Source organism: Bradyrhizobium sp. KZN70725 (assembly GCF_055264925.1).
In genome coordinates this window covers 1-19,457 of the sequence record NZ_JBUYWT010000086.1, presented here as the reverse complement: position 1 = coordinate 19,457, position 19,457 = coordinate 1, and the positions used below count along the sequence as shown (strand labels likewise).

At 66.4% G+C, this 19,457-nt stretch carries 21 protein-coding genes and 1 pseudogene; 8 read left to right on the top strand and 14 right to left on the bottom strand.

Features of this window, described 5'->3' with window-relative positions; translation table 11 throughout:
- Positions 1–237: 237 nt before the first annotated feature.
- Positions 238–738: a GNAT family N-acetyltransferase gene (locus ACZBJS_RS39280; RefSeq protein ID WP_141343020.1), complete on the top strand. Its 501-nt coding sequence runs from the start codon at positions 238–240 to the stop codon at positions 736–738.
- 27 nt (positions 739–765) lie between these two features.
- Here the strand turns inward: ACZBJS_RS39280 and ACZBJS_RS39275 are convergent, their stop codons facing one another.
- From ACZBJS_RS39275 to ACZBJS_RS39250, 6 genes are all read right to left on the bottom strand, one after another.
- A complete protein-coding gene (locus ACZBJS_RS39275) occupies positions 766–1,182 on the bottom strand; it encodes a pyridoxamine 5'-phosphate oxidase family protein (protein WP_076829856.1) in 417 nt (138 codons plus the stop codon).
- A gap of 3 nt (positions 1,183–1,185) precedes the next feature.
- A complete protein-coding gene (gene uvrB, locus ACZBJS_RS39270) occupies positions 1,186–4,098 on the bottom strand; it encodes an excinuclease ABC subunit UvrB (protein WP_076829859.1) in 2,913 nt (970 codons plus the stop codon).
- Between the two features lie 112 nt (positions 4,099–4,210).
- Positions 4,211–4,417, bottom strand: a complete 207-nt coding sequence (locus ACZBJS_RS39265) for a hypothetical protein (RefSeq protein ID WP_371852155.1) — start codon at positions 4,415–4,417, stop codon at positions 4,211–4,213.
- Positions 4,414–4,650 (bottom strand): hypothetical protein, encoded by a 237-nt coding sequence (locus tag ACZBJS_RS39260; RefSeq protein WP_038377734.1) that lies wholly within the window; start codon positions 4,648–4,650, stop codon positions 4,414–4,416. Before ACZBJS_RS39260 ends, ACZBJS_RS39265 begins: the two co-directional genes overlap by 4 nt.
- A 108-nt stretch (positions 4,651–4,758) precedes the next feature.
- Positions 4,759–5,979: an NAD(P)-binding domain-containing protein gene (locus tag ACZBJS_RS39255; protein ID WP_316399158.1), complete on the bottom strand. Its 1,221-nt coding sequence runs from the start codon at positions 5,977–5,979 to the stop codon at positions 4,759–4,761.
- Positions 5,972–6,874, bottom strand: a complete 903-nt coding sequence (locus tag ACZBJS_RS39250) for a LysR substrate-binding domain-containing protein (RefSeq protein ID WP_069276582.1) — start codon at positions 6,872–6,874, stop codon at positions 5,972–5,974. Before ACZBJS_RS39250 ends, ACZBJS_RS39255 begins: the two co-directional genes overlap by 8 nt.
- A 112-nt stretch (positions 6,875–6,986) precedes the next feature.
- Here ACZBJS_RS39250 and ACZBJS_RS39245 point away from each other — a divergent pair, with 112 nt between their 5' ends.
- On the top strand, positions 6,987–7,220 hold the full coding sequence (locus ACZBJS_RS39245; protein ID WP_057019043.1) for a hypothetical protein: 234 nt from the start codon (positions 6,987–6,989) through the stop codon (positions 7,218–7,220).
- Positions 7,221–7,326: 106 nt separating this feature from the next.
- Here ACZBJS_RS39245 and ACZBJS_RS39240 read toward each other — a convergent pair whose 3' ends face one another.
- Genes ACZBJS_RS39240 through ACZBJS_RS39230 form a run of 3 tightly spaced genes read right to left on the bottom strand, consistent with a single transcriptional unit; the run spans position 7,327 to position 9,302 of the window.
- Positions 7,327–7,962: an SCO family protein gene (locus tag ACZBJS_RS39240; RefSeq protein ID WP_316399157.1), complete on the bottom strand. Its 636-nt coding sequence runs from the start codon at positions 7,960–7,962 to the stop codon at positions 7,327–7,329.
- The gene (locus ACZBJS_RS39235) at positions 7,959–9,074 is read right to left on the bottom strand and encodes an MBL fold metallo-hydrolase (protein ID WP_316399156.1); all 1,116 of its coding nucleotides are present in this window, start codon (positions 9,072–9,074) and stop codon (positions 7,959–7,961) included. The genes ACZBJS_RS39240 and ACZBJS_RS39235 overlap by 4 nt, the downstream gene beginning before the upstream one ends.
- Before the next feature lie 48 nt (positions 9,075–9,122).
- Positions 9,123–9,302 (bottom strand): hypothetical protein, encoded by a 180-nt coding sequence (locus ACZBJS_RS39230; RefSeq protein WP_316399155.1) that lies wholly within the window; start codon positions 9,300–9,302, stop codon positions 9,123–9,125.
- On the opposite strand from ACZBJS_RS39230, the gene ACZBJS_RS39225 reads away from it, so the two are divergent.
- Entirely contained in the window at positions 9,301–10,008 is a 708-nt protein-coding gene (locus ACZBJS_RS39225; RefSeq protein ID WP_316399154.1) for a glutathione binding-like protein, read from the top strand. The genes ACZBJS_RS39230 and ACZBJS_RS39225 overlap by 2 nt on opposite strands.
- A gap of 118 nt (positions 10,009–10,126) precedes the next feature.
- Here ACZBJS_RS39225 and ACZBJS_RS39220 read toward each other — a convergent pair whose 3' ends face one another.
- Positions 10,127–10,918 (bottom strand): crotonase/enoyl-CoA hydratase family protein, encoded by a 792-nt coding sequence (locus ACZBJS_RS39220; RefSeq protein ID WP_316399153.1) that lies wholly within the window; start codon positions 10,916–10,918, stop codon positions 10,127–10,129.
- A gap of 86 nt (positions 10,919–11,004) precedes the next feature.
- On the opposite strand from ACZBJS_RS39220, the gene ACZBJS_RS39215 reads away from it, so the two are divergent.
- Positions 11,005–11,607 (top strand): TetR/AcrR family transcriptional regulator, encoded by a 603-nt coding sequence (locus ACZBJS_RS39215; RefSeq protein ID WP_057019048.1) that lies wholly within the window; start codon positions 11,005–11,007, stop codon positions 11,605–11,607.
- Positions 11,608–11,705: 98 nt separating this feature from the next.
- Here the strand turns inward: ACZBJS_RS39215 and ACZBJS_RS39210 are convergent, their stop codons facing one another.
- Positions 11,706–12,380 (bottom strand): HAD family hydrolase, encoded by a 675-nt coding sequence (locus ACZBJS_RS39210; RefSeq protein ID WP_229191216.1) that lies wholly within the window; start codon positions 12,378–12,380, stop codon positions 11,706–11,708.
- A 315-nt stretch (positions 12,381–12,695) separates the two neighbouring features.
- On the opposite strand from ACZBJS_RS39210, the gene ACZBJS_RS39205 reads away from it, so the two are divergent.
- The 3 genes from ACZBJS_RS39205 to ACZBJS_RS39195 all read left to right on the top strand — a co-directional run bounded on the left by ACZBJS_RS39205 (position 12,696) and on the right by ACZBJS_RS39195 (position 15,930).
- Positions 12,696–14,279 carry a DUF1800 domain-containing protein gene (locus tag ACZBJS_RS39205; protein ID WP_316399152.1) on the top strand — a complete coding sequence of 528 codons (1,584 nt, stop codon included), beginning with the start codon at positions 12,696–12,698 and terminating at the stop codon, positions 14,277–14,279.
- Complete coding sequence (locus ACZBJS_RS39200; protein ID WP_316399151.1) at positions 14,276–15,505, top strand: DUF1501 domain-containing protein; 1,230 nt, start codon at positions 14,276–14,278, stop codon at positions 15,503–15,505. Before ACZBJS_RS39205 ends, ACZBJS_RS39200 begins: the two co-directional genes overlap by 4 nt.
- An 80-nt stretch (positions 15,506–15,585) precedes the next feature.
- Positions 15,586–15,930 carry an endonuclease domain-containing protein gene (locus tag ACZBJS_RS39195; protein WP_057015131.1) on the top strand — a complete coding sequence of 115 codons (345 nt, stop codon included), beginning with the start codon at positions 15,586–15,588 and terminating at the stop codon, positions 15,928–15,930.
- A gap of 67 nt (positions 15,931–15,997) precedes the next feature.
- Here the strand turns inward: ACZBJS_RS39195 and ACZBJS_RS39190 are convergent.
- From ACZBJS_RS39190 to ACZBJS_RS39180, 3 genes and pseudogenes are all read right to left on the bottom strand, one after another.
- Positions 15,998–16,938 (bottom strand): annotated as a pseudogene (locus ACZBJS_RS39190) (aldo/keto reductase).
- A 271-nt stretch (positions 16,939–17,209) separates the two neighbouring features.
- The gene (locus ACZBJS_RS39185) at positions 17,210–17,671 is read right to left on the bottom strand and encodes a GNAT family N-acetyltransferase (RefSeq protein WP_172649052.1); all 462 of its coding nucleotides are present in this window, start codon (positions 17,669–17,671) and stop codon (positions 17,210–17,212) included.
- 103 nt (positions 17,672–17,774) lie between these two features.
- A complete protein-coding gene (locus tag ACZBJS_RS39180; RefSeq protein WP_076829885.1) occupies positions 17,775–18,590 on the bottom strand; it encodes a PAS domain-containing protein in 816 nt (271 codons plus the stop codon).
- A gap of 212 nt (positions 18,591–18,802) precedes the next feature.
- Here ACZBJS_RS39180 and ACZBJS_RS39175 point away from each other — a divergent pair, with 212 nt between their 5' ends.
- Positions 18,803–19,156 carry a DMT family protein gene (locus tag ACZBJS_RS39175; RefSeq protein WP_028336063.1) on the top strand — a complete coding sequence of 118 codons (354 nt, stop codon included), beginning with the start codon at positions 18,803–18,805 and terminating at the stop codon, positions 19,154–19,156.
- Positions 19,157–19,457 lie beyond the last annotated feature (301 nt).

Here is a 19,457-nt window from a genome sequence, read left to right as displayed (position 1 = left end):
TGGACCGGCTACGCCTCCCACCGTCCACCTGGACCAATCACCTTCCACACCGGAATGGCCCGCTTCCAAATCCTCGCAAATGGCCCGACAAACGTGTAGATGCACTAGTGCGAAAGCAGGGACGACACCGAATATGTGGTTCGGCCGGTGAGTCATACCTCCGCATTCTCGCGACATGATCTGCCCGAGCTTTGCGCTTCCCTTGCGCCCCGTTCTCGATCGGCCTTATCTGCGAGCATGCAGATCAAGGACGAACGCCCCGAAGATGCCGCCGCGATCAGCCGCATCACGGCGGCAGCATTCGCAACAGCGCCGCACAGCAGCGGCACCGAAGCCCGCATCGTCGAGGCGCTGCGCCAGGCTGACGCGCTGACGATTTCTCTGGTCGCTGTATCCGACGACGGCAGCATCTTCGGCCACGTCGCGTTCTCGCCGGTCCGGATCGAAGGTGTAGTAGGACGTTGGTATGGGCTTGGCCCGGTCTCGGTCGCACCCGACCTGCAACGGCAGGGCACCGGCGGCGCGCTGATCCGCGCGGGACTTGCTCGCCTCGCGGCGATGAATGCTGACGGCTGCGTCCTGCTCGGCGATCCCGCCTATTACAGCCGCTTCGGCTTTGTCAGCGATCCCGCGCTGACCTATGGCGGCGAGCCCAGCCCGTACTTTCAGCGGCTGGTGCTGAAGGGCGATCCGCCGAAGGGGGATGTGAAGTACCATGCGGCGTTCGATGTGACGTGATCAGGTACCGCCTCAAGACAACGTGGCTCACGGCAGAGTCATTTCCTCGATCCGCGCCGGCACCGCGCCAAAATCGCTGAACCGGGCCCAGTTCGGCCGTATCCGCACATAGCCGATGTTCGGCCATGTCTCGCGCTCCGGCCCGTCGGGCCACGCCGCGAAATACACCTGCTTGCAGGCGATGAGCTCCGCGCCGCTCGGGAAGTCTGCGATGCCCTCGACCTGTGCGGTCTGTTCGGCGTCCCAACCGATCACCAATGCCGCGCGCGGATCGGCGCGGAGGTTCTGGTATTTGCGCGAGGTGGTCAGCGTGTCGAAGAAGATCTCGAGATTGTCGCTGACCGCGATCCCGACGACCGCCGCCTGGGGCGCGCCGTCGTGAGCCGTGCTGACCACCGCGAGCCGATGCACCCGCAGGAAGGCGAGAAGCTCGGCGCGCGTCATGATCTACCTTTTCTTCCACCCGCCCCGCTTGCCTGGCGCGCCGCCGCTCGACCGCGGCGACGGGCCGAACTCCGGCCCCGACTGCCGCGAGTCGGTCGGCTGGATGATGCGGCTCGTGGTGCCGAACGGCTTGGCGGGCAGCGCGCCGCTGGGGCGGAAGGGCAGCGATTCCGGGCCGTGCATCTCGTCGAGATCGGGCTTGTGGATGCGTGAGCCGGACTTGCCGCCGCGGCTCGCCTTGAGCGAGGTCTGCGCCGACTTGTTCTTCAATGCGCTGACCGGCAGGTTGGCGGCATCGCCGTATTTTCTTGTGCCGGCATAGGCGCCGGCCTGCTTCTGCACGTTGCGCTGCTTGGCGGTGGGGTCGTCGACCACGGCCATCTCGGTGGCGCGCAGCCGTTTGACCTCGTCGCGCAGTCGCGCGGCCTCCTCGAAGTTCAAATCGGCCGCGGCCTCGCGCATCCGCGTTTCGAGATCGCTCAGCACGGCCTCGAAATTATGCCCGATACTGATGACGTCGTCGGCGATGCCGCCGTCGCCGATCTCGACCAGCACGTGGTCGCGCTCGTAGACGGAGTTGAGGATGTCGCCGATCGACTTCTTCACGCTCTCCGGCGTGATGCCGTTGGCCTCGTTGTACTCGACCTGCTTCTCGCGGCGCCGCGTGGTCTCGGCCATCGCGCGCTCCATCGAGCCGGTCATGCTGTCGGCATAGAGGATCACCTTGCCGTCGACGTTGCGCGCGGCACGGCCGATGGTCTGGATCAGCGAGGTCTCGCTGCGCAGGAAGCCTTCCTTGTCGGCATCGAGGATCGCGACCAGCGCGCATTCGGGAATGTCGAGGCCCTCGCGCAACAGGTTGATGCCGACCAGCGCGTCGAATGCGCCGAGCCTGAGGTCGCGGATGATCTCGATGCGCTCGATGGTGTCGATATCCGAGTGCATGTAGCGGACGCGGATGCCCTGCTCGTGCAGATATTCGGTGAGGTCCTCCGCCATGCGCTTGGTGAGCACCGTGATCAGCGAGCGATAGCCGGCCGCCGCGGTGGCGCGCACCTCGCCGACGAGATCGTCGACCTGGGTGCGGGCAGGGCGGATGTCCACGGGAGGATCGATGAGGCCGGTCGGACGGATCACCTGCTCGACGAACACGCCGCCGCTTTCGTTCAGCTCCCAGCCGCTCGGCGTCGCCGACACCGCAACCGTCTGCGGCCGCATCATGTCCCACTCCTCGAAGCGGAGCGGCCGGTTGTCCATGCAGGAGGGCAGGCGGAAGCCGTATTCGGCGAGCGTAGCCTTGCGGCGGAAGTCGCCGCGGAACATGGCGCCGATCTGCGGCACGGTGACGTGGCTCTCGTCGGCGAAGATCAGCGCGTTGTCCGGTACATATTCGAACAGCGTCGGCGGCGGCTCGCCGGGGCGGCGCCCGGTGAGATAGCGCGAATAGTTCTCGATGCCGGCGCAGCTTCCGGTCGCCTCCATCATCTCGAGATCGAAGGTGGTGCGCTGCTCGAGTCGCTGTGCCTCCAAGAGGCGGCCCTGGTCGTTGAGCTGGTCGAGGCGCTGCTTCAACTCCGATTTGATCGACTTGATCGCCTGCACCAGCGTCGGGCGCGGCGTCACATAGTGCGAGTTGGCGTACATCTTGATGAATTCGAGCTCGTCCTGCTTGTGGCCGGTGAGCGGATCGAACTCCTCGATGGTTTCGATGGTGTCGCCGAACAGGTTCACCCGCCAGGCGCGGTCCTCATAGTGCGCCGGGAAGATGTCGATGACGTCGCCGCGGACGCGGAAGGTGCCGCGGGTGAAGTCGGCCTGGGTGCGCTTGTACTGGAGAGCAACGAGGTCGGCGATGAGCTGCCGCTGATCGATGCGCTCGCCCTTCTTCAAGGCGAAGGTCATCGCGGTGTAGGTCTCGACCGAGCCGATACCGTAGATGCAGGACACGGAAGCGACGATGATGACGTCGTCGCGCTCGAGCAGCGCGCGCGTCGCCGAGTGGCGCATGCGGTCGATCTGCTCGTTGATCGAGGAATCCTTCTCGATATAGGTGTCGGTGCGCGGGACGTAGGCTTCCGGCTGGTAGTAGTCGTAATAGCTGACGAAATACTCGACCGCGTTGTCGGGGAAGAAGTTCTTGAACTCGCCATAGAGCTGGGCGGCCAGCGTCTTGTTCGGCGCCAGGATCAGCGCCGGGCGCTGCGTCGCCTCGATCACCTTGGCCATGGTGTAGGTCTTGCCCGAGCCGGTGACGCCGAGCAGCACCTGGGTGCGGTCGTTGCGGTCGATGCCCTCGACCAGCTCGGCGATCGCGGTCGGCTGGTCGCCTTTCGGCTGGTAGTCGGACTTGATCTCGAAGCGCACGCCGCCTTCGGATTTTTCCGGGCGCGGCGGGCGGTGCGGGGTCCACACCCGCATCGAGCCGTCGTCCTTGCGGAATTCCGGGCGGCCGTCGCGGATCAGGTTCTCCAGCGCGTCGGCAGTCGCCTTGACGCCGAGCGCCTCCATCTTGCTGCGCGGCGGCCGCGCCAGGGCTTCGTCGTCGTCCTCGGCGGTCGGCAGGCCGAGCTGCCGCGCCAGTTCCGGATCGAGGGTCGGGATCGTGGCCGAGGTTCCGTAATTGGCCTGCGGGGCCTCCTCGAGCCCGGAAGCATCGCGCTTCGCGACGCCCTCGCTGGTCTCGCGCGTCGACGCCCGCGCGCGATGCGCGGCGGCCTCGCCGCCGGCGCGACGGTCCCAGGAATTGTCCGGCGGCGGCTGCAGGCCGGTGCCCGAACCCATGCCGGCATCGCCGCGGTTGATCGCCGGATTGAGCAATTCGGCAAGCGCGGGCCCGATCGGGAGGACCTCGGGCCGGTGTGCTTTGGATTTGGGGGTTTTGCCGGGCTTTTTCGGAGTGTTCGGTGTCTTCGCCATGCCCCGAATATGGGACGAGTCCGGCAGCGAGAAAAGGGCAAACGGCGGCCGGATCGCTGCTCGGGCAAGGCTGCTGACAGCAGGGTGTCAGCAGGCGGCGGCTTCGCGGACTTTACGCCCGCGGCAGGTCGACGATGTCGAGATGGATCCCGCCGCAGCCGTCGCAGCGCATGGTCCAGTATTCGGCGGCGCGGCCGGGGATCACGCGCAGCAGCGAAAGCGATGCGGCACATTCCGGGCAGCTGGTGCGGACCTGCGCCGGCCAGACCGGATCCGGCTCGCATTGCGGGACGGCGGCGACCACGACGTTACCGGTCACGCCGACGCTTCGGCCGCCGGCATTGTCATGCCATAGCGTTGCGGGAACCGGTCGATAGCCCGCTTCGCGTCGGCGATCGCCGCATCCGGATCGGACCACGCAAAGCCGATGTCGAGCGTCGGAAACAGCATGCCATCGATGACGACCGGCCTTTGATCGACCCGTTGAACCCTGGCGTGCCATTGCCCCTTCCCCACTTCGAACGACTTGATCTCAAAACCGCTGTAAATCATGTGCGACCTCGAAATGCCCTTCTCATAGGAAGCACGAGCGCGTTGCGCTAAATGTGAAGCAGTTCACAACTCGCCGTGTTTATTTCCGCGCAGCAAAGGAACCCGGAGCTAGCCGCGGCCGGCGATGTGGTCGGCGAGCACCGCGGCATCGTCGCCGACGCCTGACAGGAACGAGGATTTCATCTTCGACAGCCATTGCAGGCCGAGGAAATAGAGGCCCGGCACGTCGGAGACGCCATGGCGGTGGCGCGGGGCCCCGGCGGCATCCAGCACCGGTATGTCGATCCAGTTCAGATCGAGACCGTAGCCGGTGGCCCAGATCACGCTCCTGATCCGCGCGGCGCGCAGGTCGATCGCGTCGAGCGGCGCGGTGAGGCACGGCGGATCGGGCAGGCGGAGGCGCGCCAAGGGATCATCGGGATGATCGAGGCCGCGCGCCGCGACGAAGTCGTCGACGATCCCGAGGAACGTCGCGTAATAGGCGTCGCCATTGGCGATGTTGGCGGCGAGATCGGGCGCGATCTCGAGCACGCCGTCGCGCGCCGCCGTCACGCGGCCGAGCAGGGTCACGCCGCCGGCGGCGAAGCGGCGGAAATCGACGGTGTGGCCGCCATGGGCGCCGGAAATCACCGGCAGCAGCCGCGACGGGCCGCGCTGCTCGACCGGCGTCCGGTCGATGCCCATCTCGGCCAGCCACCAGATCAGGTCGCGGCCGCGATAGCGGCGCGGCAGGCGGTTGTGACGTCCGACCGAGAGGAAGACCTCGCGGCCGGCGCGCATCAGCTCTTCGGCGATCTGCGCGCCCGAGGCGCCGGCACCGACCACCAGCACTGCGCCGTCAGGCAATTGCGCCGGATTTTTGTAGCCGGCGGCATCGATCTGGAACAGGCCGGGATGCTCGCGCAGCAGCGCGGGCCGCAGCGGCCGTTGATAGGGACCGGTGGCGATGACGACGTTGCGGGCTGCGATGCTGCCGCCGGCAAATTCGGCGAGGAAACCGCCGGCGTCGTGGCGCAGCCTGGTGACCGCGACACCGCAGCGGATCGGCGGCGCGACGAACGCGGCGTAGTCCTCGATGAAGGCGATGATGGCGGCGGTGTCCGAGAAGCCGTCGGGATCGCTGTGCGGAAACGCGAAATCCGGCAGCCGCACCGACCAGTTCGGAAACTGGAACATGAGGCCGTCCCAGCGTTCGCTGCGCCAGCGCTCGGCGATGCGCCCCCGCTCCAGCACCAGATGGGCGATGCCGCGCTGCTTCAGCCGATGGCTCATGGTGAGCCCGGCCTGGCCGCCGCCGATCACCAGCGTATCGACGGTCTCGTCAGGCACTGCGCGATCCCTTGCGGCGGGCCGCGGGCTCCGCCGCGGCGCGGATGATCCAGCGCCGGAACGCGGCGAAATCGCGCTGTTCGGCGTGGAAGCCGCGATAGACCAGATACCAGCGCATGCCCTTCGGCACGCTGAGCGCAAACGGCGCCACCAGCCGGCCGGCGGCGAGATCGTCGTCGATATAGGGCCGGATGCCCATCGCGATGCCGAGCCCGTCGCTAGCTGCCTGCAGCGCCTGGCCGTAAAACTGGAATTCCGGCCCGCGCGCGGTCAGGCGCGGCACGCCCGCGGCCTTCAGCCAGGACGGCCAATCGTCGGGCGAATGCGCGACGCGGATCAGGCTCGGGCCCTTGAGGTCGGCGGGGCGCTTCAGGGTGTTGGCGAGCCGCGCCGTGCACACCGGCATCAGGTCGGCGGCAAACAGCGGCTCGGCGACGAGGCCTGGCCACTGGCCGTCGCCGAGCTGGATGCCGCAGCTCCAGTCGTCGGCGAAAGGCACCGCCATGCCGCCGGTCGTGATCCGCACCTCGATGTCGGGCTCCGCTTTGCGGAACTCGGCAAGGTGCGGGATCATCCATTTCAGCGCAAAGGTCGGTCCGACGCCGACGGTCAGCACCCGCGCGCTCGCGGATGCCGTGACCTGCGCGGTGAGGCTCGCCAGCGCGTCGAAGATCGGCGTCAGCCCGCCCTGATAGGCGCGGCCCGCCGGAGTGGTGACGAGGCGGTTGGCCTTGCGCTCGAACAGCGCGACGCCGAGCCGCTCCTCGAGCAGATGCACCATCCGGCTGATCGCGGCGGCCGAGACATTGAGCTCGCTGCCCGCCGCCGCGAAGCTGCCGGTCCGCGCCGCGGCTTCGAACGCCTTGATGCCGTTGAGAAAGAGCAGCCGCCGCATGAACCCTCAGGAAAACTGATGCAAGGTCAAGATAACTCAGTTTGCCGGAAGAGGCCAAGCGGCGCAGAAATACCGGAGACAATGAATCCCTGCTGATCCCGGCGAGGACCACATGACAGAGACCACAGACGCCCTGGTGCTCGATCTCGTGGAATGGGTGGCGCGCGGGCCGCGGCGCTATACCGAGGTGCTCGAGGTCTGGCGCACCTCATGCCCGCGGCTGACGATCTGGGAGGACGCCGTTGACCGCGGCTATGTCGCGCGCCGTCCCTCGGTTGAGGGCATGCGGGTAACGGTGACGGAAACCGGTGAGACATTCTTGCGCGCGCATGGGCGGATACATTGAGTCCGGCGATTTGTCCGATCCGCCTGCCGAACTGCTTTCTTCACCTCACCCGCAAGCGGGAGAGGGGGCGCAGTATTGACGCGGCTGGAATTGCCAATCTCTGATGTCAGCGTACCGGTTCGGCGAGCCGTGGCCGGATGATCTCGACCATCCGGTCGGCTGATGTCCCCGGCGGAAAGAAGCCGAGATAATTGCCCTCGCGGTCCATCAAATAGATGTAGGCGGTGTGATCGACGGTATAGTCGCCGGCATCCTTCAGCGGCACCCGCGCGAAGTAGACCTTGTAGGCATCAGCGAGCTTGCGGATCGCATCACCGCTGCCGGTCAGTCCGATCAGGCGCGGGTGGAACATCGGCACGTACTCCGCGAGGTGGGCCGCGGTGTCGCGCTCGGGATCGACCGTGATGAAGATCGGTTGAACCTGGTCGCCGTCGCGGCCGAGCTTGTCGAGCGCCAGGGCGATCGCTTGCAGATCGGTCGGGCAGACGTCTGGGCAGGTGGTGAAGCCGAAATAGATCAGCATCAGCTTGCCGCGAAACTCCTTGTCGGTGCGTTCATGGCCGGCCTGATCGGTCAGCGCGAACGGGCCGCCGACCGGCTCCCTGTTCCACATCAGGATGTCCATGATCTCGGCGGCCGAGCGCGCCGATTGCGGCGGCGCATCGCCCGCCAGCACCGGCGCCAGCGTCAGCCACAGGCCGGCGCCGGCGTAAGCGAAGCCGCGCAGGACCGGCGCGATCATATGCCGAAGGAGAGGCGGCTGCCCGTCGTCGTGACCAGCACCTTGTCGCCCATCTGCGCGGTCGCCTCCTGCACGAAGTTGAGCCCGGAGCAGTGCATCGGGATCAGCACGTCGGGGTCGAGCTTCCTGATCTCGGCGACCACCTCGGTGAGGTAATCCTTCGGCGCCGGCCCGAGATGGAAGCCGCCGACGATGGCGTGCACCTTCTGGATGCCGGAGACCTCCTGTGCCTGCTTCACCGAATTGACGATGCCGACATGGCCGCAGGACGAGATCACGACGAGGCCGAAGTCCCGCACGTTGAAGCAGGTGGCGTGCTCATGGATGTGCTCGTCGGGCACGATCTTGCCGTCCATCTCGGCCGGCAGATAGTGGCTGGCATTGCAGCCGAGCCCGTCCTTGATGCCGAACTCGACCCAGGTCTGCGGCAGCACACGCTCGATGCTGCGGCGGGTGATCTTGCCGGTGGTGAAGGCATGGCCCGCGATCACGGTCGGGGTCTCGCACAGCACCGTGGTGACGCGCTGCGCCGCGAGCTGGCGGCGATCGAGCGTGCCGAAATCGTTGAACTGGCCCTTGGTCGGCGTTGCGCTGACGCGGTGGCAGAAATTGTCCTCGCCGCCGGCATAGAGCTTCACGTCGGCCGGTAGTTTATCACGGAATTTGTCGAGGAAGCCGTTGAGGCCGCCGAAATGGTCGTAGTGGCCGTGGCTCACGATCAGCCCATCGAGCTTCGCCGGATCGACGCCGACCAGCGCCATGTTGTTGAGCAGCACCTCCGGCGTGTAGCCGTAGTCGAGCATCAGCGTGCGCTGTGCGCCCTTGGCTTCCGACTCCAGCCACAGCGACAGGCCCCATTCATTGTGCAGCGACTTCTGGTAGTCGGCGGAGCGCGGCGGCGGCGCGATGGTGACGCCGCCGGCCTGCTTCGGCTTGAAGAACAAATCGAAGCTGGAATCGACCAGCACGCGGATCGAGAGCTTGTCGACGGTCGGCACCTCGATCGGTGCGGCGCTCGCGATCTCGACGCAGGAGAAGGCGCCCGCGGCTGCGGCGCCGGCGAGCGCCGCCGAACCTTTCAGGAAATCACGTCGTGCCAAATCCCGCGTCATCGCAATCCCCCGTGTTTTGAAAACTTTTCAATACCAAACACGTTGAGCCTAGGAGCAATCGGGACGCGGCTCAATCGGGCATTTGCGCTGCTTGCAGATCACATTCGCGCGCGGTGCAATGCGGGCGCCATTGACTTGGCTGCGGTTATGCGTCCAACTCCATGCATTCGCATCTTTCTCGCCGATGCACGACATCGGCAGTCCCTGGCAATGCAGGATCACGCCCATGATCGACCTTCACTACTGGTCCACGCCGAACGGTCACAAGATAACGATGTTCCTTGAGGAAACCGGATTGGAGTACAGGATTTTCCCGGTGAACATCGGCAAGGGCGATCAGTTCAAGCCGGATTTTTTGCAGATCGCGCCGAACAACCGCATCCCCGCAATCCTCGATCACGCGCCGAAGGGCGGCGGCAAGCCGCTACAGCTGTTCGAGTCCGGCGCGATCCTGCTCTATCTCGCCGAGAAGACCGGACAATTCCTGCCGGCCGATATCCATGGCCGCTATGACGCGATCCAGTGGACGTTCTGGCAGATGGGCGGGCTCGGGCCGATGGCCGGGCAGAACCACCATTTCCGCAACTACGCCGTCGAGAAGCTGCCTTACGCGATCGACCGCTATGTCAACGAGACCAACCGGCTCTACGGCGTGCTCAACAAGCGGCTCGCCGACCGCGAATTCGTCGCCGGCGACTACTCGATCGCCGACATGGCGAGCTATCCCTGGGTCGTGCCCTACAAGAACCAGGGCCAGGAGATCGACGATTTCCCGCATCTGAAGCGCTGGCTGGAGACGATCGGCAAGCGCCCGGCGACCGTGCGCGCCTATGCCAAGGCGAAGGAGGTCAATCCGAATTTCGGCCAGCCCGCGATCCGCACCGAGGAAGAGCGCAAGTTGCTGTTCGGGCAGACCGCGGCGGTGGTGCGGTAGGGCGAACTCCTCCGTCATTGCGAGGAGCGAAGCGACGAAGCAATCCATCTTTCCGCGTATGCGGGTCGATGGATTGCTTCGCTTCGCTCGCAATGACGGATGTAGCACTCGCGGGTTTTCAAGCCCCGACATACCTCGCCAGCCGCCGTTCCTTCCACGCCGCGAGCCCCTCGGCGAGATCGCGGCCCGGCACCAGCGCGGCGAACTGCTCGCTCTCGACCAAAAGGCCCTCGGCAATCGGCATGTTGAGCCCGCGCGTCACAGCGGTGATGGTGCCGGCGACGGCGCCGGGCGAATGCCTGGTGATGCGGCCGGCGAGCTCGCGCGCGGCCGTCAGCAATTGATCGTGCGGCACGATCTGATTGACCAGCCCGATCTCACGCGCATGCTCGGGCGGAAACGGATCGCCTGCGAGGAGCAGCTCCAGGGCGCGCTTGCGTCCGGCCAGCCGCGGCAGCCGCTGCGTGCCGCCGAAGGTCGGGGGCATGCCGAGCTTGATCTCGGGTTTTGCAAATAGCGCGCGGTCGCTGGCGACAGCGAGATGCACCGCCTCGGTGATCTCGCAGCCGCCGCCGAAGGCGAGCCCGTTGATCGCGGCGATCACGGGCTTCTTGAATGCCTCGAGCCGCGCGGTCATGGCCTGGCCGCGGCGGACGAAGTCGCGCACCGCGACGGCGGAGCCCTGCTTGACGCTCTCGGAAAACTGCTTGATGTCGGCGCCGGCCGAGAAGGCCCGCTCGCCGGCCCCGGTCAAAATCACGGCGCGCACCTCAGCGTCGCCCTCGATGCGGTCGAGCGCGGCCATCAGCTGATCGATCAGCGCGTAGTTCAGCGCGTTGAGCTGCTCCGGACGGTTCAGGGTGATCAGGGCGATCGTGTCGGTGATCTCGAGCAGGATGGGGGCGGGCATGATGCAGTCTCCAGCAATTGTGTGTCGGGCCGAATGTAGGGCCAGCCGCAATTTGTGTATATTCACTGGTTAGTATACATAGCGCCATGCCCAGACCCTCCGAGCCCACCCGCGAGCGCATCGTCCAGGCGGCGAGCGCGCTGTTCTACAATGAAGGCATTCGCCGCGTCAGCGTCGACGAGGTCGCCGCCAAGGCCGGCCTCACCAAGCGCACGCTGTACTATCACTTCAAGAGCAAGGACGATCTGGTCGCTGCCTATCTCGCCGCGCGCGACCAGCCCAATCTCGCGCTGTTCCGAAAGTGGTTCGCGGAGGCCGAGGGTGGCCTGCCGGTGAAGGTCGAGGCGATCTTCAGGAACCTCGCGCGCTCGGCGCGGCATCCGAAGTGGAAGGGCTGCGGCTTCCTGCGCACCTCCGCCGAACTCGCCAACATGCCCGGGCATCCCGCGATCAGGATCGGCGCCGCGCACAAGAAGAAGTTCGAGGACTGGCTGCGCGCGACCTTCGCGGAGCAGGGCATCGCCGATCCGCTCAAACTGGCGCGGCAGATCCTCTTGCTGCTGGACGGATCGTTCGCCGTGGTGCTGCTGCATCGCGACCCGAGCTACATGGAGACCGCCGGCGAGGCCGCGCGCACACTGATCGAGACGGCGCTGGGGAAGCAGGGCGTAAGCGGGGTTAGGACATGACGAGAGTAGGTTGAATGGTAGTCGCGAAGGCGGTGCGCTCCCTGCCCCGCAAGCGGGAGAGGTGCAGCAGCCTGCGGCGAGCCGTCTCGCAATGACGGCTAAAGCGCGCCGCGCTCCTGCAGCAGCGCCAGCACGGCGTTGAGGTCCGGCAACACGGCTGCGCATTTCGCGCGGGTCTCGTCGGTCGGCGGCGCCATGTCCGGCACCATCAGCGTGATCGCGCCGGCGGCGTGGGCGGCGGCGACGCCGTGGTTGGAGTCTTCCACCGCGATGCAGGACGCCGGCCTCACGCCGAGCCGCGCGGCGGCCTTGAGATAGAGCTCGGGATCCGGCTTGCCCTGCGCGACATCGTCAAGCGTCAGCAGCGTGTCGAAGCGCGCGCGAATGCCGGCGAGGGTGAGGTTGCGTTCGGCCGAACGGCGCGATGACGAGGTGACGATCGCCATCGGGCGCTCCGCAAGCGCGAGCGCATCGAGCAGAGCGAGCGTGCCTGATTTGAGCGGCAGGCCCGACCGCATCATCCGATCGCGATGTTCGAGAAACGCTTGGTTGACGTCCGCGAGCGGAAACGCCGCGCCGTAATGGTCGCGCAGCATCGCCTCGCAGACCGGGCCGGGAAGCCCGACCATGGAGTGGCACAGCGCGACGACGTCGTCGGTGTAGCCGCACACGTTCAGCGCCGCGACCAGGCTGTCGAAGTAAACCTTCTCGGTGTCGAGCAGCGTGCCGTCCATGTCGAGCAGGACGGCGTCGACGGTCCAGCGTGCGTTCACGTGGCGCTCACCGCTGCTTGCTGTTCCGCGAGCTTCCGCAAGCATGCGGGGCACAGGCAGTCGCCGCCGTCGGTCGGCATCGGCAGGCGAAAACTCTCATCGCAGCACCAGCATGCTCCGGTGAGCGAGCAGGAAAATTCGCTGCCGCATGCCGTGCAGGCAAGCTGGCGCGGAGATGCTGGTTTGGAACGATCGTTTGACGAGAGGTCCATTCTAACCGCGATTTAATGCGCGAATTAATCTCGGGTTCATCCCGGACCGCGCTATGATGCCAGGCAACTGATATAGCCGGGATAGGCCGTTAAGGGAATTCTGATGGCCCGTGATTCGCAAGCCGCGCTGGTTGCTCTCAACCGGTTTGGATTCGGTGCCCGCGGCGGGGCGTCCGGCGACTTCATCAACGCCGCCTCCGATCCGCGCGGTTTCGTGCTGGCGGAACTGGCGCGTCCGAACGGCGCGCTGCTCGAAGTGCCGGGCCTGCTCTCGACGCCGGAGCTCGGCAAGCAGGTGTTCGACTATCAGTTCGAGATCCAGCAGGCGCGCAATGCCGCGAAGGTCGCGCAGCAAGGCGCGAGCGAGACACCGCCGCAAGGGTCCGACGCAAAGCCGGCGCAGCGGCGCAATCTGTCGCTGTCCACTGCCGCCAAGGAGATCGCCGGCAAGGATCCGGCGATGCAGGCGCAGGGCGCCGATGGCGCCAACGCGGCGATGACGCCGTCGGCTCCGATGCAGCCTCCGACGATGCAGACGGTGCCCGGTCCCCCCAAGCCGCCGGCGCAACCGCTCAACATCATCCAGAAGACGTTCCGCGCCGAGGCGCTGGCGCGCCTGCAGCGCGGCGTGGTCGCCGATTGCGGCTTCGTCGAACGGCTCGTGGTGTTCTGGTCCAACCACTTCTGCGTCTCCGCCAACAAGGGCGCGCTGGCGCGGATGTGGGCCGGCTCGTTCGAGCGCGAGGCGATCCGTCCGCATGTGCTCGGCCGCTTCCCGGACATGCTGAAGGCCGTCGAGCAGCATCCGGCGATGCTGTTCTTTCTCGACAACCAGCAATCGCTCGGCCCGGAGTCGCGCGCCGGCATCAACCGCAATCGCGGCCTGAACGAGAATCTCGCGCGCGAGATCATGGAGCTGCATACGCTCGGCGTCGGCGGCGGCTACACCCAGGACGATGTGACGGCGCTGGCGCGCGTCATCACCGGCTGGACCTTTGCCGGCCGCCGTGGGCAGTTAGGTGTGCCCGGCAGCTTCGTGTTCAACGCCAATGCGCACCAGCCCGGACCGCAGCAGGTGCTCGGCAAGAGCTACGCGCAGGCGGGCGTCGCGCAGGGCGAGGCGGTGCTGGCGGACATCGCGCGGCATCCCTCGACCGCAAAATTCATCGCGACCAAGTTCGCGCGCCACTTCGTCGCCGACGATCCGCCGCCGGCGCTGGTGGCGAGGCTGCAGGATATGTTCACGAAAACGGACGGCGATCTCAGGGCGCTGGCCACCGCGCTCGTTCAGTCCAGCGAGGCCTGGCACGCGCCGCTGACAAAGATGCGTTCGCCTTACGAATTCCTGGTCGCCTCCGGCCGCCTGCTGGCGCGCAATCCCGAGGATCCGAGCCGCTATCTCAATGGCCTCAATGTGCTCGGCCAGCCGCTGTGGTCGCCGGCCGGGCCGAACGGATTTTCGGACACCGCCGCGGCCTGGGCGGCGCCTGAAGGCATCAAGCTCAGGCTCGACATTTCGGCGCAAGTCGCCTCCCAGCTCGCCGACCGGTTCGACCCGCGCGACCTGCTCGAGCTCATTGCCGCCGATGCAGCCTCGCCCGAGACGCGGCGCACCATCGAGCGCGCGGAATCGCGGCAGCAGGCGCTGGCGCTGCTGTTGATGTCGCCCGAGTTCCAGAGGAGATGACGATGGAATGCTCCGAGAGCCTGATGCTGCAGGCGACGTCGCGGCGCGCGCTGCTGCTCGGCGGCGCCTCCTTTGCGGCCTGGGCCTACCTCCCGAAATTCGCGCGCGCCGCCGATGGCCGCGATCCGCGCTTCGTCACCATCATCCTGCGCGGTGCACTCGACGGCCTCGCCACGGTCGCACCGGTCGGCGATCCTGATTATGCCGGCTTGCACGGCGCGATCGCGCTGCGCCCCGATGGCCCGAACGCGGCGGTGATGCTGGATCAGTTCTTCGCCCTGCATCCGGCGATGCCGGAATTTTCGCGGATGTATCGCGCCAAGCAGGCCGCGGTGGTTCACGCGGTGGCGACCTCCTATCGCGATCGCTCGCATTTCGACGGTCAGGACGTGCTGGAAAGCGGCTTCCCCGGTCCGGGCCGCGTGCAGTCCGGCTGGCTCAATCGCGCGCTGGAGGCCTTGCCGAAAGGCGAGCGGGTGACGAGCGCGCTCGCGGTCGGCCCGACCACGCCGCTGGTGCTGCGCGGCGCGGCGCCGACCGTCGGCTGGGCCCCGACCGCGCTACCGCAAGCCGCCGACGACACCGCGATGCGGCTGCTCGATCTCTATCAGCACCGCGATCCGGCGCTGGCGAGCGCGCTGACGCAAGGCTTGCAGCTCGAGAAGCAGGTGCAGGGCGAGGAGATGAAGCCGAAGCCCGGGGCGGGCGGCGTGGCGGCGATGCGCCTCGTGGCGCGGGGCGCCGCGAAATTGATGGCGGCCGACGACGGCCCGAGGATCGGCGCGCTCGCCTTCGACGGCTGGGATACCCATGCCAATGAAGGCGGGCCGGTCGGCCGCCTCGCGCAACTGCTCGGCGGCCTCGACGGCGCGCTGGCGGAATTCCAGAGCGGCCTCGGCGCGCGCTGGCGCGACACCGTGATCGTGGTCGCGACCGAGTTCGGCCGCACCGCGCGCATCAACGGCACCGAGGGCACCGACCACGGCACCGGCACCATCGCGCTGCTCGCCGGCGGCGCGGTGAATGGCGGCCGCATGATCACCGACTGGCCCGGCCTCAAGCCCGCCAATCTCTACCAGGCCCGCGACCTCGCCCCGACCACCGACCTGCGCGCCGTGATCAAGGGCGTGCTGCACGACCAGTTCGGCCTCGGCGAGCGCGTGCTGGCCGATGCCGTGTTTCCGGACAGCGCCCCGGTAAAGCCGATGAAGGGGCTGGTGGCTTGACTTCCTCAACCTCTCCCCGCTCTTTGCGGGGAGAGGTCGGAAGCGACGCATCGCGTTGCTTCCGGGTGAGGGGCAGGGCAATGCGTGGCCGCAAGGAAACACCTATCCGACTCGCGAAAGGGCTGCGCGCCAATCAAACGGACGCGGAGACCGTGCTTTGGAATCGCATCCGCAATCGCCAGATTGATGGCCATAAGTTCGCACGGCAGGTGCCGGTCGGGAGTTACATTTGCGACTTCGTCTGCCGCGAGCGACGGCTCGTGATCGAAGTGGATGGCGGTCAGCACGCGGACTCAGCTGCAGACGTGGTCCGGGACTGGTATCTCACCGGGGAGGGCTATCGCGTGCTTCGCTTCTGGAACAACGATGTGCTCGGCAACGTCGAGGGTGTGTTGATTACAATTCAGACTGAGTTGCGCGGATAGATGCCCCTCACCCCAACCCTCTCCCCGTAAAGGACGGGGAGAGGGAGCGGAGAGAGTGCCGTTCGCTTCACGCCTTCGTTATCCCATCGATCTCCGCCATCTCCTCCGCGGAGAGCTTCCAGCTGATCGCCTTGGCGTTCTGCTCGATCTGCTCGGGACGCGTCGCCCCGGCGATGACGCTTGCGACTTGCGGGCGGGCGGCGAGCCAGGAGAAGGCGAGCTCGAGCATGGCGTGGCCGCGCTCCCTGGCAAACGCCTGCAGCTTCTCGACGATGTCCTCGTTGCGCGGCGTGACGTAGCGATCCTTCAGGGCCGGCGCCTTGGCGAAGCGGGTATCGGCGGGTGCAGCGGCGCCGCGCTGGTACTTGCCGGTCAACAGGCCGCTGGCGAGCGGGAAGAACGGCAGCAGGCCGAGATTGTATTGCTGCGCCGCCGGCAGCAGGTCCTTCTCGATGCCGCGCACCAGGAGGCTGTATTCGTCCTGGCAGGACACGAAGCGGTTCATGTTCATCTGGCGCGCGACGTACTCGGCTTCGGCGATCCGCCAGGCCGGGAAGTTGGAGTTGCCGATGTAGCGCACCTTGCCCTGGCGGACGAGATCGTCCGCGCGCGCAGCGTCTCGTCGATCGGGGTGAGCGGATCGTAGTCGTGCTGCTGGTAGAGATCGATATAGTCGGTCTTCAGGCGAGTGAGGCTCGCTTCGACCGCCGACATGATGTAGCGCCGCGAGGCGCCCTGCTTGGTGCCGTCGGTCGCCATCGGCTTGGAGAATTTGGTGGCGAGCACGATGTCCTTGCGGCGGTCGCCCAGCACGGTGCCGAGCACGGTCTCCGAGCCGCCCATGCCGGCATAGATGTCGGCGGTGTCGAACAGCGTGATGCCGAGATCGATCGCCTTGTGGATCACCTTGCGCGAGGTCTCGAGGTCGGTGCGCTGGCCGAAATTGTTGCAGCCGAGGCCGACCGCGGACACGCGCAGCCCGGAGCCGCCGAGATTACGAATTTCCATGAGACAATCCTGTGGGATAGGCGAGCGGTGCCGCGTATTGTGACAAGCACACTAGGGCCCGGCAAGGTGCCGTCCTACCGCCGATCACGCATGACGATGTCGCAAAATGAGATGCCGCAAAAAAAGCGGTCCCGGTCAGACGCGGCGACTGACGGGGACCGCTTGGCGAAGATCTGAGACGGGGGGCCTGATCTGCGCGAGCGGAAGCCTAGCCGGGCTTTGTAACGTGCCGGTGACACCTCTGTTCAATCCACAGGCCGCGAAGATCCGCTCAGACAATCTTGCGATAGATGACGAAGCCCGGCTTGTCTGCGACCTTGTCATAAAGCTGCATCGCGGTGTGGTTGGTCTCATGCGTCTGCCAGTAGACGCGTGGCGATCCCGCGAGCCTGGCCTGCGCGTAAACCCCGTTGATCAACGCGCGGCCAACGCCCTTGCCGCGTGCGGCTTCGCTGGTGAACAGATCCTGCAAATAGCAGGTTGGCGCGATCGCCGTGGTCGAGCGGTGAAACAGATAATGCGTCAGCCCGAGCAATCTGCCGCCGGCGTCGGCGACCAGCGCGTGCACCGGCTCATAGGCATCGAAGAAGCGTTCCCACGTCATCGCGGTGATCTCGGGCGCGAGCGCGGTCGGCCCGGATCGCTCATAGAAGGCATTGTAGCCGTCCCACAGAGGAAGCCACTGGGCGTAGTCGTCGCGGGTGACGAAGCGGATGGTGACGTCGTCGGCCATGGAGGATTCCTGGATGATCCTGCGTTGCGGGCGATGTCTCCGCACCGCTCGCAAGGTTCTACCGTCGCTATCTCGCAGGATCAATTGCGGACGAGGTCGCGCCTCACTCGGCGGCGCGCAGCAGCCGCGCCAGACGGCGCTCGCGCCCGGCGCGCTGGGCCCGATATTCATCGGCCTTGGCGGGATCGTCGGTGTGCCGCACGAGGTCGGTGACCGGCGTGTAGCTCAGCATGCGGCCGCCGTCCGGCAGTGCGGTGCAGCTGAAGCGCAGCACCTGGCCGTCGGCGAGGTTGAGATTGATCGGCGTGGAGTCGCCGGCGCGCATCATCGCGATGCGCTCGGCGATGAACGCGCTCAGCTCGTCTTCCGGCAGTTCATAGGCGCCGGTGTCGCGGCCGTGATACATCAGCGCGACGAAGGGCGGCTTGCTCTCGGCCTGCGCATCCGACAGCGCGAAATAGTCGCGGAAGGCGCGGTTGATGAATTCGGCGCGGGTGTCGGCGTCGAGCAGCACGATGCCGATGTCGACCTGGTCGAGCGCGGCTGCGAGCCGCTCCGCGGTGGCGTGATGCTGCTGGTCCGCGGCAAAGGCGTCGATCCATTTCTGCCGTAGCATTCCGGTGATCACGGCGGTGCCGGCCGCGGTCGCCGCCAGCATCAGCATCCGCGCGACGTCGGCGGTGTCGTAACCGGGCAGCGCGCGATGATTGAGGAAGAACAGCGCCGAGGCGGCCACCGCGATCGCGGCGGAGATCAGCCCGGAGGTGATGCCGCTGATCGAGCTCGCAAGCGCCACGATGCAGACGAACAGCGGCGCGGGATTGGGGACGGCGACAACGAGGCGATCGAGCAGGAAGGCGGCGGATGCCGTGATCGCCGTCAGGGCCGGACCTGAAATTGCACGCCAGTCGAACCGCATGCGCGTTCTCGCTATCTATCAAACGAACGATAAAGCCGCAGTTTGACGACAGGGCCGCAACCGCGCCGGCATTTCCGTCCCGACCGTTAAGCGGGCGTTGCGGGGGCCGAACCAGCTTTCGCTGCTTTCAAATCAAATGATATGCAGATCGGCACGGAACCCGGTTCCGTGCCTGCGGGTTACCGCGTGCTTTGCTTGCAAGAGGACATTCGATGCCCGCCATTTCGCCGTCGCTGCTGCCGATCCTGATGCTGTTCGCCTCGAACGTCTTCATGACCTTCGCCTGGTACGGCCATCTCAAGTTCAAGGATCATTCGCTCCCCATCGTGATCCTGGTGAGCTGGGGCATCGCCTTCTTCGAATACTGGCTGGCGGTGCCGGCCAATCGCTGGGGCAGCGCGGTCTACTCGGCGGCGCAGCTCAAGACCATGCAGGAGGTGATCACGCTGGTCGTGTTCGCCGCCTTCTCGGTGTTGTACCTGAAGGAGCCGCTGGGCTGGAATCACGCGCTCGGATTTGCCTTCATCGCCGCCGGCGCGTTTCTGATCTTCCACAAATGGGGCTAATGCTTCACCTCGCCCCGTGTGCGGGGAGAGGTCGGAACGCATCGTTAGATGCGTTCCGGGTGAGGGGGACTCTCCGCAAATGCAGCGATCTCCGAATACGCGGAAAGAGCCCCTCACCCCAACCCTCTCCCCGTAAGAACGGGGCGAGGGAGCACACTGCCGCCGCGGTTCGACCTGATCTCATTGCGCTTTAGTCTTACTGAGTCAGAAAGCCGCGATCTGGAGGGTTGAGAATCGCATATTAAGGGAGATTCAACGTGGTCGAGGAGGCCGAGATGGATCGCCGAGGGAGAGGAACCAG

What these genes read in the sequence shown, in the direction of transcription:
- ACZBJS_RS39280 (WP_141343020.1), top strand. Translation starts at nt 238, where the DNA reads ATGCAGATCAAGGACGAACGCCCCGAAGATGCCGCCGCGATCAGCCGC.
- ACZBJS_RS39275 (WP_076829856.1), bottom strand. Translation starts at nt 1,182, where the DNA reads ATGACGCGCGCCGAGCTTCTCGCCTTCCTGCGGGTGCATCGGCTCGCG.
- uvrB (WP_076829859.1), bottom strand. Translation starts at nt 4,098, where the DNA reads ATGGCGAAGACACCGAACACTCCGAAAAAGCCCGGCAAAACCCCCAAA.
- ACZBJS_RS39260 (WP_038377734.1), bottom strand. Translation starts at nt 4,650, where the DNA reads ATGATTTACAGCGGTTTTGAGATCAAGTCGTTCGAAGTGGGGAAGGGG.
- ACZBJS_RS39250 (WP_069276582.1), bottom strand. Translation starts at nt 6,874, where the DNA reads ATGCGGCGGCTGCTCTTTCTCAACGGCATCAAGGCGTTCGAAGCCGCG.
- ACZBJS_RS39245 (WP_057019043.1), top strand. Translation starts at nt 6,987, where the DNA reads ATGACAGAGACCACAGACGCCCTGGTGCTCGATCTCGTGGAATGGGTG.
- ACZBJS_RS39240 (WP_316399157.1), bottom strand. Translation starts at nt 7,962, where the DNA reads ATGATCGCGCCGGTCCTGCGCGGCTTCGCTTACGCCGGCGCCGGCCTG.
- ACZBJS_RS39235 (WP_316399156.1), bottom strand. Translation starts at nt 9,074, where the DNA reads ATGACGCGGGATTTGGCACGACGTGATTTCCTGAAAGGTTCGGCGGCG.
- ACZBJS_RS39225 (WP_316399154.1), top strand. Translation starts at nt 9,301, where the DNA reads ATGATCGACCTTCACTACTGGTCCACGCCGAACGGTCACAAGATAACG.
- ACZBJS_RS39230 (WP_316399155.1), bottom strand. Translation starts at nt 9,302, where the DNA reads ATGGGCGTGATCCTGCATTGCCAGGGACTGCCGATGTCGTGCATCGGC.
- ACZBJS_RS39220 (WP_316399153.1), bottom strand. Translation starts at nt 10,918, where the DNA reads ATGCCCGCCCCCATCCTGCTCGAGATCACCGACACGATCGCCCTGATC.
- ACZBJS_RS39215 (WP_057019048.1), top strand. Translation starts at nt 11,005, where the DNA reads ATGCCCAGACCCTCCGAGCCCACCCGCGAGCGCATCGTCCAGGCGGCG.
- ACZBJS_RS39205 (WP_316399152.1), top strand. Translation starts at nt 12,696, where the DNA reads ATGGCCCGTGATTCGCAAGCCGCGCTGGTTGCTCTCAACCGGTTTGGA.
- ACZBJS_RS39200 (WP_316399151.1), top strand. Translation starts at nt 14,276, where the DNA reads ATGACGATGGAATGCTCCGAGAGCCTGATGCTGCAGGCGACGTCGCGG.
- ACZBJS_RS39195 (WP_057015131.1), top strand. Translation starts at nt 15,586, where the DNA reads ATGCGTGGCCGCAAGGAAACACCTATCCGACTCGCGAAAGGGCTGCGC.
- ACZBJS_RS39185 (WP_172649052.1), bottom strand. Translation starts at nt 17,671, where the DNA reads ATGGCCGACGACGTCACCATCCGCTTCGTCACCCGCGACGACTACGCC.
- ACZBJS_RS39180 (WP_076829885.1), bottom strand. Translation starts at nt 18,590, where the DNA reads ATGCGGTTCGACTGGCGTGCAATTTCAGGTCCGGCCCTGACGGCGATC.
- ACZBJS_RS39175 (WP_028336063.1), top strand. Translation starts at nt 18,803, where the DNA reads ATGCCCGCCATTTCGCCGTCGCTGCTGCCGATCCTGATGCTGTTCGCC.